Annotated in this window: 12 protein-coding genes; 9 read left to right on the top strand and 3 right to left on the bottom strand. The window is 52.4% G+C overall.

Annotation, left to right across the window (positions count from 1 at the left end):
• Positions 1 to 41 precede the first annotated feature (41 nt).
• From ilvC to ABWP27_RS04230, 5 genes are all read left to right on the top strand, one after another.
• On the top strand, positions 42 to 1,058 hold the full coding sequence (gene ilvC, locus ABWP27_RS04250) for a ketol-acid reductoisomerase (protein ID WP_353153810.1): 1,017 nt from the start codon (positions 42 to 44) through the stop codon (positions 1,056 to 1,058).
• 374 nt (positions 1,059 to 1,432) lie between these two features.
• Positions 1,433 to 2,191, top strand: coding sequence for an SIMPL domain-containing protein (locus ABWP27_RS04245; RefSeq protein WP_353153808.1), 759 nt, complete (start codon positions 1,433 to 1,435; stop codon positions 2,189 to 2,191).
• 309 nt (positions 2,192 to 2,500) lie between these two features.
• Entirely contained in the window at positions 2,501 to 3,379 is an 879-nt protein-coding gene (gene pssA / locus ABWP27_RS04240) for a CDP-diacylglycerol--serine O-phosphatidyltransferase (RefSeq protein ID WP_353153860.1), read from the top strand.
• Between the two features lie 77 nt (positions 3,380 to 3,456).
• Complete coding sequence (locus ABWP27_RS04235; RefSeq protein ID WP_353153806.1) at positions 3,457 to 5,004, top strand: 2-isopropylmalate synthase; 1,548 nt, start codon at positions 3,457 to 3,459, stop codon at positions 5,002 to 5,004.
• A 233-nt stretch (positions 5,005 to 5,237) separates the two neighbouring features.
• Positions 5,238 to 5,492: a hypothetical protein gene (locus ABWP27_RS04230; RefSeq protein ID WP_353153804.1), complete on the top strand. Its 255-nt coding sequence runs from the start codon at positions 5,238 to 5,240 to the stop codon at positions 5,490 to 5,492.
• A gap of 13 nt (positions 5,493 to 5,505) precedes the next feature.
• Here ABWP27_RS04230 and ABWP27_RS04225 read toward each other — a convergent pair whose 3' ends face one another.
• A complete protein-coding gene (locus ABWP27_RS04225; protein ID WP_353153802.1) occupies positions 5,506 to 7,656 on the bottom strand; it encodes a putative bifunctional diguanylate cyclase/phosphodiesterase in 2,151 nt (716 codons plus the stop codon).
• Positions 7,657 to 8,261: 605 nt separating this feature from the next.
• Between ABWP27_RS04225 and ABWP27_RS04220 the strand changes: the two genes are divergently transcribed.
• Together ABWP27_RS04220 and ABWP27_RS04215 are read left to right on the top strand one after the other, a co-directional pair.
• Positions 8,262 to 8,711, top strand: a complete 450-nt coding sequence (locus tag ABWP27_RS04220) for a ferritin-like domain-containing protein (protein WP_353153800.1) — start codon at positions 8,262 to 8,264, stop codon at positions 8,709 to 8,711.
• Between the two features lie 91 nt (positions 8,712 to 8,802).
• Positions 8,803 to 9,105: an ElaB/YgaM/YqjD family protein gene (locus ABWP27_RS04215; protein WP_353153798.1), complete on the top strand. Its 303-nt coding sequence runs from the start codon at positions 8,803 to 8,805 to the stop codon at positions 9,103 to 9,105.
• 80 nt (positions 9,106 to 9,185) lie between these two features.
• Here the strand turns inward: ABWP27_RS04215 and ABWP27_RS04210 are convergent, their stop codons facing one another.
• Together ABWP27_RS04210 and ABWP27_RS04205 are read right to left on the bottom strand one after the other, a co-directional pair.
• Positions 9,186 to 11,999 (bottom strand): EAL domain-containing protein, encoded by a 2,814-nt coding sequence (locus tag ABWP27_RS04210; RefSeq protein ID WP_353153796.1) that lies wholly within the window; start codon positions 11,997 to 11,999, stop codon positions 9,186 to 9,188.
• 204 nt (positions 12,000 to 12,203) lie between these two features.
• Positions 12,204 to 13,010, bottom strand: coding sequence for a PP2C family protein-serine/threonine phosphatase (locus ABWP27_RS04205; protein WP_353153794.1), 807 nt, complete (start codon positions 13,008 to 13,010; stop codon positions 12,204 to 12,206).
• Between the two features lie 322 nt (positions 13,011 to 13,332).
• On the opposite strand from ABWP27_RS04205, the gene ABWP27_RS04200 reads away from it, so the two are divergent.
• A complete protein-coding gene (locus ABWP27_RS04200; RefSeq protein WP_353153791.1) occupies positions 13,333 to 13,533 on the top strand; it encodes a YdcH family protein in 201 nt (66 codons plus the stop codon).
• A gap of 87 nt (positions 13,534 to 13,620) precedes the next feature.
• Positions 13,621 to 14,665: ATP-dependent DNA helicase (locus tag ABWP27_RS04195; protein WP_353153788.1), on the top strand; the 1,045-nt coding region annotated here is incomplete at its 3' end.

The following is a 14,665-nucleotide window of genomic DNA, read 5'->3' as shown; positions in this document are numbered from 1 at the left end:
TAGTTCATATATTCACACCAACAACACCATTTAGGAACATCATGAAAGTTTTCTACGATAAAGATTGTGATCTGTCGCTGATCAAAGGTAAAAACGTTGCCATCATCGGTTACGGTTCGCAAGGCCATGCACACGCACAAAACCTGAACGATTCCGGCTGCAAAGTCACAGTCGGTCTGCGTAAAGGCGGCGCTTCATGGGACAAAGTTAAAAATGCAGGTTTGAATGTTGCTGAAGTCAACGACGCTGTTAAAGCGGCTGACGTCATCATGATCTTGCTGCCGGACGAAAACATCGCTCAGGTTTACAACGAAAACGTTGCTCCACACGCCAAGCAAGGTGCTGTGCTGGCATTCGCGCACGGCTTCAACGTGCATTACGGTCAAGTCGTGCCACGCGCTGACCTGGACGTGATCATGGTTGCGCCAAAAGCACCAGGCCACACCGTACGCGGTACTTACTCGCAAGGCGGCGGCGTGCCTCACCTGATCGCTGTGTACCAGGACAAATCCGGCGTCGCACGCGACATCGCCTTGTCGTACGCAATGGCTAACGGCGGCGGCCGTGCCGGCATCATCGAAACCAACTTCCGTGAAGAAACAGAAACCGATTTGTTCGGCGAACAAGCTGTTCTGTGCGGTGGCGCGGTTGAACTGATCAAAGCTGGTTTCGAAACATTGACCGAAGCTGGTTACGCTCCGGAAATGGCTTACTTCGAATGCCTGCACGAACTGAAATTGATCGTTGATCTGATCTATGAAGGCGGCATCGCCAACATGAACTACTCGATCTCGAACAATGCAGAATACGGCGAATACGTCACCGGCCCACGCATCGTGACCGAAGACACCAAAAATGCAATGCGTCAATGCCTGAAAGACATTCAAACCGGCGAATACGCGAAGAGCTTCATCCTGGAAAACAAGGCTGGCGCACCTACGCTGATCTCCCGTCGCCGTTTGAATGCAGAGCACGACATCGAACAAGTCGGTGCAAAACTGCGCGCGATGATGCCTTGGATTGCTAAAAACAAATTGGTTGATCAATCGAAAAACTAAGGTTGTAACAATACAGCCGGGCATCATCCGGCATGCGCTTGCAAGCGCATGCCGCGCTCGGTCGAAAAGCCACGCACATGCGTGGCTTTTTTTTTTCGCCCTTACGTGCCTTGGATTGCTAAGAACAAGCTCGTCGATCAATCGAAGAACTAACTCTCATCAAGGTAGGGTATCAACGGCATGCGCTTGCAAGCGTATGCCGCGCTCAAGCTAAAAGCTGCACTTCGATGCAGCTTTTTTCGTTTACATTTAGTTGCATAAAAAATGTACTCCTTGCCGGCTGACAAGAACTAACATGTTTCCTGTCAGTCACAACAATGCGCGATTTTTCTGCCATAACCCAGGTGCTGTGCACCTATCCCTGGAGAACCATGATGTCACGATTAAAATCTTCCATTCTCGCTTTGGCTTGCGTCGCTGTCAGTGCGACGGCATTTGCTCAAGTGCCTATTCAGACCAGTGGTGCCTTGCTGATCGTTCCGGCATTTGGCGAAGTCAAACAGGCTAACGATGAAGCGCGTCTGACGCTGATGATAGAGGAGCAGGACAAGGACAAAGCTGCTGCAGCCTCGCGGGTGAATCAAAAAATGAAGCAGGGGATGGAGATTGTCCGCAAGGAGGACCCATCGGCAGTGCTGAGTACGCGTGGCTATTACACCTATGCCGTCTATCCGGAAGTGCAGCCGCGTCAGACGAATAACGAGGCGAACAAGGTGCGGCAACCCAGCGGCTGGCGCGTTGGGCAGTATCTGGAAGTGAAAACGAATAATCTGACTAGCCTGCCTAAAACCGTTGCTGCTGCGCAGCGCGTGCTGGCCATGAATGGCCTGCAATTCGGCCTGAGCGATACGGCTGCCAAAAAACTGGATGGACAACGTATAGATGCAACGTATAAAAACCTGACGGAACGCATCGCAGCGATTGCGCGCGCAATGGGGCGCAATCCGGCTGATGCGGTGCTGGACACGATAGACTTTGAAGGATCAGGTAATTATGCGCAGGAATCTGCTGCGCCAAAAATGATGCGGGCCGCGGCTATGTCGGCTGATGTGGCGCAAGTCGAGGAACCCAGTTTTGAGCCGGGAGAAACAACGTTGACGATGCGCGTCGTGGGTAAAGTCAAATTCCGTTGAACTGGGATCAAACCTGAAGCTGGCATGAAAGGGCATTGAAACGCTCTTGAGGCTGGATGCAAACGATGTACGCCTTCAAGACTGCGAGCTTCATTGCGACTTCTGCTGACATTTTCTATCTCCACAGCACTTGTTTCACTACCGATCGCATTGCATGCATTCAGCGCATGCAATGCGATTTTTGCATTTTGAAGGAGAGGGGATTTATCTGGCACTGCCGGCCTGCAGACTGCCGTGGACATTGCCCGTCTGATACACTATCAATTCCTGATTTTTCATCAAAAACCGCCACTTAAAGACGGGATGCGCATGCCAAGTTTCAATCGTCGAAAAGCGAAAAACAATAATTCCAATTTTCCCCGGGTACGACCTCTGGGAAAGCTCGCACGTGGCCCACAAACGCCGCTGCATGAAGAGGAGGGCGAGCCACTTGCACCGGCACCCAAAGGACGCAGACGCGGCATCTATCTGTTACCGAATGCGTTTACCACGGCTGGATTGTTTTGCGGTTTTTATGCGATCGTGATGGCCATGGGCCAAAAATTCGATCATGCCGCAATCGCCATCTTTGCCGCGATGCTGCTGGATGCAATCGATGGCCGTGTAGCGCGCCTGACGAATACGCAAAGCGAATTCGGCGCACAATACGATAGTCTGGCGGACATGGTGTCGTTCGGCGCTGCGCCGGGATTGGTCGCCTATATCTGGGCACTGCAGGATCTGGGCAAGCTCGGCTGGCTGGCAGCATTTGTGTATTGTGCCGGCGGTGCCTTGCGCCTTGCGCGTTTCAATACCAATATCGCGGTGGTCGATAAACGTTACTTCCAGGGTTTGCCCAGCCCGGCTGCAGCCGCGCTGGTAGCCGGTTTCATCTGGTTGATGCAGGATCTTGGCTATGCCGGTAACGAATTGAGCTGGGCGGCGTGGGCCATTACGCTGTATGCGGGATTGACGATGGTGACCAATGTGCCGTTCTACAGTTTCAAGGACATCAACTACCGTAAATCGGTGCCCTTCATCGCGATTTTCGTGATCGTGCTGGCGTTCGTGGCGATTGCAGGCGATCCGCCGAAGGTATTGTTCGGCCTGTTCGTGCTGTATGGCTTGTCCGGTTATGCGATTTATTTCTGGCGTCTGGCCAAAGGCCGGCCGGTCAGCATCATACAAACCGAACACGACGAGCATTGATGCAGGAATAATTTGGCACCGTCTTGTTCAGACAGGTGCAATTCATTTAAACATGAGCATTGGCTCAGGAGTGCAATATGGCAGTCGATTCAAACAAACTGATTATTTTCGATACCACCTTGCGTGATGGCGAACAGTCGCCAGGTGCGTCGATGACCAAGGATGAAAAAATCCGCATTGCCAGACAGCTTGAGCGTTTGAAGGTCGACATTATCGAAGCCGGTTTTGCCGCGGCCTCGCAAGGCGACTTTGAATCGATACACGCGATCTCCGGCATCATCAAGGATGCGACGGTCTGCTCCCTGTCGCGCGCCAACGATAAAGATATCGCGCGTGCGGCAGAGGCGTTGAAACCGGCAGAAAGAAAGCGGATTCATACTTTCCTTGCGACCTCGCCGTTGCATATGGAAAAAAAGCTGCGCATGACACCGGATCAGGTATTCGAGCAAGCCAAGATCGCAGTGCGTTATGCACGGCAATTTACCGATGATGTCGAATTCAGCCCGGAAGACGGCAGCCGTTCGGACATGGATTTTCTGTGTCGCGTGATTGAAGCCGTGATCAAGGAAGGCGCAACGACCATCAACTTTGCCGATACAGTCGGTTATGCAGTGCCTGAGTTGTACGGCAATATGCTGCGGACCTTGCGTGAGCGTATTCCGAACTCCGACAAGGCGGTTTGGTCTGTGCATTGCCACAACGATCTGGGCATGGCGGTCGCCAATTCACTCGCCGGCGTGATGATAGGCGGTGCACGTCAGGTCGAATGCACGATCAACGGTTTGGGCGAGCGCGCAGGTAATACCGCGCTGGAAGAAATCGTGATGGCCGTGCGTACGCGCAAGGACCACTTCAATCTGGATATAGGCGTCGATGCGTCGCAGATCGTGCCGACGTCCAAACTGGTTTCGCAGATCACCGGTTTTGCCGTGCAGCCGAACAAGTCGGTAGTGGGCGCCAACGCGTTTGCACATGCGTCGGGTATTCATCAGGATGGGGTGCTGAAGGCACGTGACACTTATGAAATCATGCGTGCCGAAGACGTGGGCTGGACTGCCAATAAAATCGTCCTGGGCAAGCTGTCAGGCCGCAATGCCTTCAAGCAGCGTCTTGAGGAATTGGGGATCACGATGGAATCGGCTGCGGATACGGATGCCGCATTCATACGCTTCAAGGAACTGGCCGATCGCAAGTCTGAGATCTTTGATGAAGACATCATGGCGCTGGTATCGGATGAGCAGCAATCGCATGAGCACGAGTACTACAATTTTGTTTCCCTGACACAGCAATCGTCCAGCACGACCAAGCCTGCTGCCAGCGTGGTGTTTTCGATCGGTGGCAAGGAAGAAACCTGCAAGGGCGAGGGTAATGGTCCGGTTGACGCGATTGTCAATGCGATCGAATCCAAGGTGGCAAGCGGTGCGGAATTGCTGCTGTTTTCAGTCAATGCGATTACTACTGGTACGGAATCGCAAGGCGAAGTCACGATGCGCTTATCGAAAGCCGGACGTATCGTCAATGGTGTGGGCGCCGATCTGGATATTGTAGTTGCGTCGGCCAAGGCCTATATCTCTGCGCTGAATAAATTGCATTCGAAGATAGAAAAGCTCAATCCCCAGCTTTAAATCCGGAGCACATTCATCGTATCTGCGTGTCGGGTGCGCTGTATGCGGTAATGTCGTAGTGCTGTAAAAAAGCCTTGCTGAGACGCAAGGCTTTTTTTATGGATTGTTGCTGCCGCCACAGAAAAAATACTCTGCTTACGTGCGCAAACGTACAGATCGACTAAAAAGGACGGGCATAGGATCAGTCAACTGCGGGGGGATGGATGCCGGTGCGCACGGTGAAAGGGGATAGCATGGAGGCAAGCAAATCGCACTCGATGAGCCTGATGTGGGCGAGCATCGTCATTGTCATTTTTACGGTCGCAGCGACCATCATGATCGTCGCCTGGTCGCCGATGTTGCCTGAGGCGCTTGCTGTCGAGATGCATGATGATGGCAGCAGCGCGATGAGCGATTTTTCGGCATATGCCGTTTTACATGAAACTGAATCCTGGCATTACACGGCAGTTCTGAATGAACTCATTGCAATTGCGCATTGCCCTGGATAAGCACGGATTTCAGTTATTGTATTGTTGTTGAAGGATTAGCTGAAGGCGTATTTTTGTTGGATAAAAATATGCTCTGTTCCGCCATCAACGCGGCAGTATTGATGACATCCATAAAGTGATCCGGTGCCATCGGCCGACCCATCAGATAACCTTGCATCGTATCGCATCCCAGTGTCGTCAAATAGGCCTGCTGTGCTTCCGTTTCGACGCCTTCCGCAACGATACGTAGATTCAGCGAACGTCCCAACGCTATGATTGCCGCAACGATGGACGAGTCATCGCTGCCTTGCGCCAGATCGTGTATGAAACCTCGATCGATTTTCAGTTCTGTGGCAGGCAAACGTTTCAGATAGAGCAGGCTGGAATAGCCGGTCCCGAAATCGTCGATGGAAATATCGATACCCAAACCGGCAAGTGCGTCGAGTATCGTCAGACTTGCTTCGACGTCGTGCATCGCGGTCGATTCGGTTACTTCGAGGATCAGGCCGGACGCGGGAAAATCGTTCTGCGCCAATGTGGTTTGCACGAGTTCGATCAGATGGTCGTTGCTGAACTGAACTGCTGACAAGTTCACTGCCACTTTCCAGTGCGGATTTCCTTCGTCATGCCATATGCGCATCTGACGGCAGGCTTCATTCAATACCCACTCGCCTATAGGTACGATCAAGCCGGTTTTTTCTGCCAGCATAATAAAGTCGTCGGGTGCAACCATGCCGCGTGTCGGATGTTCCCAGCGCAATAGCGCTTCCGCGCCGATGACAGAGCCATCTTGCGCGCTGAATTTGGGTTGGTAGTGCAGGCGGAATTCCCTGTTTTCCAGCGCCAGACGCAAATCCTGTATCACTTGCAACTGATTATGCGCATTGGTATTCATCGACGCTTCAAAGAAGTGATAGCCGTTGCGCCCGGTGCTTTTGGTGTGATACATCGCGGCATCGGCATTGACCAGCAAGTCGTGCCGAGTCTCGCCGTCATCCGGATAAATGGTGATGCCGATACTGGCTGACACACCCAGGGTATGGTGGCCAATGACAAACGGTTGATTGATGATGTTGCACAGTTTGTCTGCTACCGAGGCCGCATCTTCCGGTTCTGCAACTTCAATCAGCAAAACGAATTCATCGCCACCCAGACGTGCCGCCGTATCCTGCGCCCTGATGCTATCGCGAATCCGCTGTGCAACTTCAATCAGCAGCATGTCGCCGATATGGTGACCGAGAAAGTCGTTGATTGCCTTGAAGCCGTCGAGATCGATAAACATCACAGCAAAACGGGTCTGGGTACGCTTTGCCTTGTGCAGGATTTGATTCAGACGGTCTTCCAGCAGGGTTCGGTTCGGCAGCTTGGTCAGATTGTCCTGCAAGGCTCGTTCAGTCAATTCCTGATTGGCGACAGCCAGCGATTTTGCCAGCAGACTGGTTTGCGATTCGAGTCGCGTATCGAGCACCGATGTGAGCAATGCAATTGCCAGCACTGAAAGTGTCACGATAATGACGACCAGCGCCAGCCAGTCGGGATGAATGCCTTCACTTGCAGCACTACAAATACTGCCTTTAGGAAAATTCGCCGCCGCCATGCCGGTGTAATGCATGCCGATGATTGCCGCACCCATCACAACTGCAGCCATCGCGCGTGCGCGTTTCATGTGCGGCCGATTTTTTCGCAAGGTGAAGGCTATCCATAGCGCAGCCCCCGAGGCTGCGATGGCGATCAGTATGGAGAGCGAGAACAGCAGCGGATCGTATTCAATGCCTGGCCTCATGCGCAAAGCCGCCATGCCGGTGTAGTGCATGGCAGCGATAGCGATACCCATCAACAAGGCGCTCACACTCAACTGCATGATAGGCAAGGTGGGCTGGCTGATGCGCCACAGTGCAAAACCGGAAGCCACAACCGCAATGAACAGCGAAGCGATCGTCAGTGTCAAATCGTAGCCCAGAGCAATCGGCAGGCGAAACGACAGCATGCCGATGAAATGCATGGACCAGATGCCGACGCCCATCGCAAATGCGCCGCCGGTCAGCCACAAGACCGCACCCTTGTGCTGGGTTGCATTGATCCGTTCGGCCATATTCAATGCGGTATAAGACGCGAGAATGGCGACCAGCAAAGAGATGAGAACCAGCAGGGTATCGTAATGTGCGGCGTAGTACGCTGTTAACATAATGGAAGCTTCATGCATTCAATATCAAGCAAATAAAACGATACGGAAATTGTTGTCCTCATGGCAAACATCGGATGCAGCAGGAAAGCTGTGCCAGACAAACAGTGAATACGCACCAAAACCAATGACCAGAACTCATGAGGAAAGATGAGTTGGTAGAACGACAATTCGCGTTGTCAAAGTAATGCTTGAATTTGAATAACTGATAACACGACGACAATGCGAATAAAGAATGTTTTTCATGACGCTGCATGAACGGAAACATTGTACCTTGCTCATCGGAAATTCACCGCACGTGTTGCAATAGTTTGCATAAGTTTAGATGGTAAATATCCAGCGGATTGTCTATCTTGAAACACTGATGAAGATACGCGCATGATGTCTCTGTGTGCGTTGCCGAACAGAGATGCAGGCGGCTTTTCTTCATAGTAAATGTCAATCTCGGTACATCAGTTGTCGGCGAATTTCGTGACAGAGGCTTGACAGAATCCTTGTATTTTTTACCGAGAAATTGGATGGTGCGAACGGCATTTCAATCCTGGTTTGCAAGCTTTCCTGCGCTATTAAACCTGCGTTAAAGACGTGATGTTTTGAAAGGAAATATGATGAAGGACGACGTAATCTCTACCCTGAATAATCTGATTGAAACCTGCAAGGATGGCGAGGAGGGTTTTAAAAGCTGCGCTGAAGACATCAGCGATACGCAACTCAAGCAATCATTTCTGGCCTTCGCTGCCGATTGCGCCAAAGCTGATCAGGAATTGAAGGCTCTGGTCATTGCTCGCGGCGGCAATCCGGAGAGTAAAAGCAGTATGAGCGGTACATTGCATCGCCGCTGGATAGACATCAAGACAGCCATCATGGGCAAGGGAGATGAAGCGGTACTGAACGAATGCGAACGCGGTGAAGACGTTGCTGTCAAAAGCTACAGGCGCGCGCTTGAAAAAGATTTGCCTCTGGATGTCAAGGCCGTGATCGAACGCCAGTATCGGGGTGTGCGCCAACATCATGACGCCATCAAGAATTTGCGCGATCACGTGCGTACTGCAACATAGTATTAATGACGTTCGGAGATAGTGTGCCTGAACAGGTGCCGTGTTTTCGTGTATTTCAATCCGCGTATGACTGACTTTAAGGAGCATCAACATGGCAGAAGCAAGAGTGGAAGCTGTTAGCGACGATCTGAAAGCATTGTCGCAGGACACAAGGAAAATGGCGCGTGAAGCACAAGAAACGTTCATGCAGAAAAACGGCGAATTGAGTGCGAAATGTGCAGAGTTTTTCAACTCTGCCATCGCCGCTGCGAAAGAAGTGCCGGCCGTTGCAGTTGCGAAAACCAAGGAAGTGGCAGTGTCCACCGATGACTATGTGCATCACAATCCATGGCGGGCGGTGACACTGTCGGCTGGTGTCGGTTTGCTGCTCGGATTATTGTTCGCAAAAAGATAAGGCATCGGCAATCGCAGTCATCCTGAATTGAAGGATTCCTGATCCTGCTGCATGCAATAGATTGTGTGCAGCAGGATTTTTTATGATGCTTGCTGCTTGCCGGCAGGTGGATAAAACGAAATTTTTGGACTGATGGCCTTGCCTTGCGCATAGTCGATACCGATTTTTTTCAACTTGTCCAGAGTGATGTCATCCTCGACGTTTTGCGCGATGGTTTCAATGCCCATCACGCTGCTGATATTTTGTATCGCTTCAATCTTGGCACAGTCGACCAGATCGTTTGCCATGCCTTTGACATAGCTGCCATCTATTTTCAGGAAGTCCACATTCAGATGCTTGAGGTAGGCAAATGAGGACATGCCGCTGCCAAAATCGTCGAGCGCAATCTGGCAGCCGAGCGGTTTCAGTTTCCCTATGAAATGCAGTGCGCGCGTCAGGTTCGTGATGGCGGTGGTTTCTGCAATGGCAAAACAGATTGCCTGGTAAGGCAATGCGTAATGGGTGAACTGTTCCTGAATGAAATCGACGAAGCTTTCATCGTCCAGGGAGTTGCTGGAAACTCTGATCAGCATCATGTGCGGATGGGCGTCGCGCGTATTGCGAATGCTTGCAGCGTGCTGCGCAAAAGTGGTGCGTATCACCCAGCGATCAATGGTGGGCATGAAATGATAACGCTCCGCCGCAGGCAGGAAGGCGGAGGTTGGAATCAGCCGGCCGGCTTCGTCTGCCATGACCAGGGTCAATTCATCGAAAGAAAAATCCTTCCGGCCGGGGCGAATGTTGACGATGCGTTGAGCGAGTAGATGAAAGCGATCATTTTCAAACGCTTTTTGAATACGCTCGTTCCATTTTATTTCTCCTTCGCGGGCCGCCAGTTGATGATCTTCCGGGCGATAAATATGTACGCGATTGCGGCCCGCATCCTTGGCGACATAGCATGCAGTGTCGGCCGCACTCAACAGATCCGGCAAGGACAATGCATTGGTATTGAAATTGACCAGGCCGATACTGACGCCGATCGGAAATATTTTGTCTTGCCAGACAAAATGAAAATCGCAAATTGTCTGCCGCAGTTTTTCCGCGATGCGGATTGCCGATTCAGGTGAACAGTTTTCGAGGAAGGCGCCAAACTCATCGCCGCCCAGACGTGCCAGCGTATCGCTGTCGCGCACCAAAGGCTGCAATAGTGCAGTGATCTGACGCAGCAGCTCATCGCCGGCGCTATGGCCGCAGGTATCGTTGACGATCTTGAATTGATCCAGATCGAGATACAACAGCGCATGCTGCTTGGATTGCCGCGCCAGCGTCTCGATTGCCAGCTCCAGCCGGCGCTCGAATTCGCGGCGATTGAACAGACCGGTCAGAGGATCGTGTGCCGCCTGATGCGACAACTGGATCGCCAGTTTGCGGGAATCGCTGACATCGTGGAACACCAGCACCACGCCAATGATCACACCTTCGCGATTGCGTATCGGTGCGGCCGAATCTTCCACTGCGTATTCGGTGCCGTCGCGACTGAGCAGCACGGTGTCCTTGATCAGCTCGACATTGCTTTGCTGTTGCAGCACCAGCTCGACCGGATTCAATACCGGTTCGCGTGTGTAACCGTTGAGAATCTTGAATACGCGTGTAGAGGGCAGGCCGACTGCTTCAATATTGCTCCAGCCGGTCAGCGTTTCTGCAACCGGATTCATGTACTCGATATTGCCCAGCTTGTCGGTGGCGATCACGGCGTCTGCGATCGACTCCAGCGTGACTTGCGCGCGTTCCTTTTCCGCGAACAGAATCGCCTGCGACAACTCACGGTCGGATTCATGCTGTTGCAGCGATATCACCATGCTGTCGAAAGCACGCGCCAGCTGGCTGATTTCCTCCTTGCCGTATTTGATGTTGGTGCGTGCATCCAGATTGCCGCCAGCGACTTCATCTGCTGTTCTTACCAGCGCCTTGACGCGCCGCAGGATAATCACGTCGCCGACAAACCAGGCGGCCAGCAAGGCCAGCAAGGCGATGATGGCCAGGGTGCTCAGTTCCATCATTTGCAGATGGTTGGCGGGAGCAACGATGTCCTTGATCGGAATGCCGATGCTGACTTTGAAGTTGGAAATGTTGTTGGTGCCGACCGGCGCAAAAGCATGCAAGCGCGTGATGCCGTCGCTATCGGTCAATTCAGAGGTGCCGAAACCGACCTTGATCATGACGTCAAACAAGGCTTGCGAGGCGCGTGCTCCTATCCATTTTTCAGGATCGGGTCGTCTGGCGATAATGGTGCCGTTGCCATCGGCAGTAATGAGTACGGCGCCCTCAGGCAGTGCTATATCGCTGACAAAGCGATCGAGGTGACTCAAATCAAGCGCGGCAAAAATGACTGCTTGCACGGCGCCGTTATTATCGAACACGGGATAGGTCAGATTGATCGCGTGTTTGCGTGAGACGTTGCCAAACACATAGTCGCCGGCTGCAAATGTACGCTCCTGTATCGTGCGCTTGAAATGTGCGCGACCAGCCAGGTTGGGTTTTCCCCCCAGCGGCACGGCGCTGCAACTGATGTTGCCGTCCAGTTGGGCCAGGCCGAAGTTGACATAGCCTTCATTTTTTTTCAGGATGTCGGCGAGAAACTGGTTGCAGGTTTTTACGTCGCCGCGCAGTTCCGGTATGGTCGACAACACACTTAATAATTGTTGTGCACCTTCGATGGAACGTGCTTCGCTGGTGGCCGCCAGTTGCGTCAGTTGCTGCAGATTGTCTTCCGCCATGTGTATGGCTTGTTGTCTTTCTTTCCATGCGCCGTACACGGTCAGGATAACGGGCGGCACAATGGCAAGCAACACCAGTACAAGCAAGCGGACGCGCAAGCTGTCGAAATTGAAGTATGAGCGCAACGGTTTTTTCAATGCATGGACTTTTTAAATGATCATCGATTCAAGAGAGGAAATAGATATGCTGTGCCATTGCACAGTCTGGACCGGAGCGTCAAAAATATGTAATCGTCTGCCTGCCTTCCCCTTGGGGTTCAGACTGGAGCAGAGCGGAAAGAGTTTCCGTAAAAAATCAATCTGCGCAGAAAATTCTGCGCTTGCCGGCGTTTGCTGCCGGAGTCAGACGGCGCTGCGCATTTTCTTGACAGTGTAATCCTTGACTTCCTTGGCCGGCTTGACGAGCTTGACGATGGCCAGCGTGCAATTGTCTGCCTTGCCGCCGGCTGCTCGCTCACGTGCCTTGCTGATCAACATTTCGCATGCCTTGCGGCTGGTGTTCATGGCAATGGCGGCTCCCAGTTCTGCTTCACTGAAATACTGCCAGAGGCCATCGGTGCAGAGCAGGAAGGAATCACCGGCTTTCAGGCCGTCACGCCGGTTGAGACTCAAGGTGAAATCGTTACTGCTGCTGCCGAGTACGCTGACCAGAAGATTGGCCAGCAAGGGATCCCTGGCTTTTTTTTCATCCAGCTTGTTTTCGGCTTTTAACTGTTCGAGATATGAATGATCGATGGTGCGTTTGGTGCAGTTCGGTCCGTCGAAAGAGTACAACCGTGAATCGCCTGCATGCGCCCAGATTGCCGAATTCTGCGGCGTGATGATCAGAAGAACAACAGTACTGTGCGGTTTCTTGTCGGAAGACATGGCCGATAGTTTGATGACAGTGTCGGCTTCGTGTGCAATGGTGTGCAGAATGTCTTCCACCGTATCGGTCAATGGTGAAAAGCGCTCGAAAATTTGTTGTGCGGTGCTGATGACCTGTTCCGCCGCCAGTGCGCCACCGGACAGGCCTCCCATGCCGTCGGCCACGACTGCCAGCATATAGCCGGGCGCCTTGGGAGCGGCGAATAATGCGGCTCTATCCTGTTGTTCTTCGCGATCGCCAATATGCTGGCCGGTTCCTGCTTCTATCTTGTATTGGCTCATACGTCTGGGTGGATTAAACTATGCAGTGAGTTTGTTGCGTTTGATTATTGCATGCAGGGTCTGCATACAGTCAAATGCATGCTTTTTAAATTGTAAGAATTTTATACAGCCAGTTTTACAGATAGTCTTTATGGCATAAAGACTAATAGATTGAAGCGATGTGATACATGGTGCCTCCATGTGAAATCCGTTGTTTTTGTAGATATTTTGGCATCAGCGCATGGGTACGTCCCCGGACGTTGGGCTTAGGGAATGCATCCATTGTATTGATTCATCGGATACATCCATCGAACGCAGCATTGCCAAGAGTGACAATATGACCATGAGTTCTCCGCAAGCCATTCATCAACGCATTGTTGAACTTGAAGTCGAGCATCGCGATCTGGATCAGGTAATTGAAACCCTGATCCGTGACGGGCGGCATGAAGAGTTACAATTGCGTCGTTTAAAAAAGCGCAAACTGCAGTTGAAAGACAATATCACCCTGCTCAAGATGCAACTGGTGCCGGATATTCCGGCCTGATTGTGCATTGCTGATGATTGATCTGTTGTGCGTCTGCCTTGCCGGCATCGAATCCCCGTTTTTTAACGTATTTCCAAAGCACTTATCTTGACTGCCGAATCTTCTGCATTGCCTGTAGTCGCCACACACGATGCCGAAATCGATCAGCTGTTTGGTGTTGACAGTCCGCTTGGCCATGCGGTCGGCGGTTTTCGCCCGCGCCAGTCGCAAACCGAAATGGCCAAGGCCATCGCGCATGCGATTGCCAATCAAAATACCCTGATCGCGGAAGCTGGTACGGGTACCGGCAAAACCTTTGCCTACCTGGTGCCGTCGCTGCTGTGGGGTGGCAAGGTCATCATTTCGACCGGCACCAAGAATCTGCAGGACCAGCTTTTCCTGCGCGATATTCCTACTGTGCGCAAAGCTTTGGGCGCGCCGGTTTCGGTCGCCTTGCTTAAAGGCCGTGCCAATTACGTTTGTCATTTTCATCTGGAACGCACGCTGCAGAATGGCCGGTTGACTTCGCGTGACGATGTCGGTTATCTGCGCGAAATTTCCCGCTTCATGAAAACCACCAGTTCGGGCGACAAGGCCGAACTGTCGAAAGTCCCGGAAACCGCGCTGGTGTGGAATCTGGTGACGTCCACGCGCGATACCTGCATGGGCGCCGAGTGTCAGTATTACCAGGATTGCTTCGTGATGAAGGCGCGCAAGGAAGCGCAGCAGGCTGATGTAGTGGTGGTCAACCATCATCTGTTCTTTGCCGACGTGGCGTTGAAAGATACCGGCGTGGCCGAATTGCTGCCATCGGCTAATACGATTATTTTCGATGAGGCGCACCAGTTGCCGGAGACGGCGACGCTGTTTTTCGGTGATACGATTTCCACTTCCCAGGTGATGGAGCTATGCCGCGACGTGTTGGCGGAAGGCTTGTCGCATGCGCGTGGCGGCGCTGACTGGGCAGGTGTCGTGAGTAGAGTTGAGAAGGCGGCACGTGATTTGCGCCTGACCTTCCCGCAGGATATCGTGCGTCTCGCCGTCAATCAGATCGCACCGTCCAGCCCATTTTTCCCTGCGCTGGAAACGCTGAAGGAAGAACTGGACGGCATGATTTCGGTTCTGCAAAAGCAGGCCGAACGGGCTGAAACGA

This window comes from Herminiimonas fonticola (assembly GCF_040395855.1).
Classification (GTDB): Bacteria; Pseudomonadota; Gammaproteobacteria; order Burkholderiales; family Burkholderiaceae_D; genus Oxalicibacterium; species Oxalicibacterium fonticola_A.
This window is presented reverse-complemented; position numbering and strand designations above follow the sequence as displayed.

Excerpts from the sequence above, each read along its gene's own strand:
- ilvC (WP_353153810.1), top strand. The coding sequence starts at position 42 with ATGAAAGTTTTCTACGATAAAGATTGTGATCTGTCGCTGATCAAAGGT.
- ABWP27_RS04215 (WP_353153798.1), top strand. The coding sequence starts at position 8,803 with ATGGCAGAAGCAAGAGTGGAAGCTGTTAGCGACGATCTGAAAGCATTG.
- ABWP27_RS04205 (WP_353153794.1), bottom strand. The coding sequence starts at position 13,010 with ATGAGCCAATACAAGATAGAAGCAGGAACCGGCCAGCATATTGGCGAT.
- ABWP27_RS04220 (WP_353153800.1), top strand. The coding sequence starts at position 8,262 with ATGAAGGACGACGTAATCTCTACCCTGAATAATCTGATTGAAACCTGC.
- ABWP27_RS04245 (WP_353153808.1), top strand. The coding sequence starts at position 1,433 with ATGTCACGATTAAAATCTTCCATTCTCGCTTTGGCTTGCGTCGCTGTC.
- ABWP27_RS04200 (WP_353153791.1), top strand. The coding sequence starts at position 13,333 with ATGAGTTCTCCGCAAGCCATTCATCAACGCATTGTTGAACTTGAAGTC.
- ABWP27_RS04225 (WP_353153802.1), bottom strand. The coding sequence starts at position 7,656 with ATGTTAACAGCGTACTACGCCGCACATTACGATACCCTGCTGGTTCTC.
- ABWP27_RS04235 (WP_353153806.1), top strand. The coding sequence starts at position 3,457 with ATGGCAGTCGATTCAAACAAACTGATTATTTTCGATACCACCTTGCGT.
- ABWP27_RS04230 (WP_353153804.1), top strand. The coding sequence starts at position 5,238 with ATGGAGGCAAGCAAATCGCACTCGATGAGCCTGATGTGGGCGAGCATC.
- pssA (WP_353153860.1), top strand. The coding sequence starts at position 2,501 with ATGCCAAGTTTCAATCGTCGAAAAGCGAAAAACAATAATTCCAATTTT.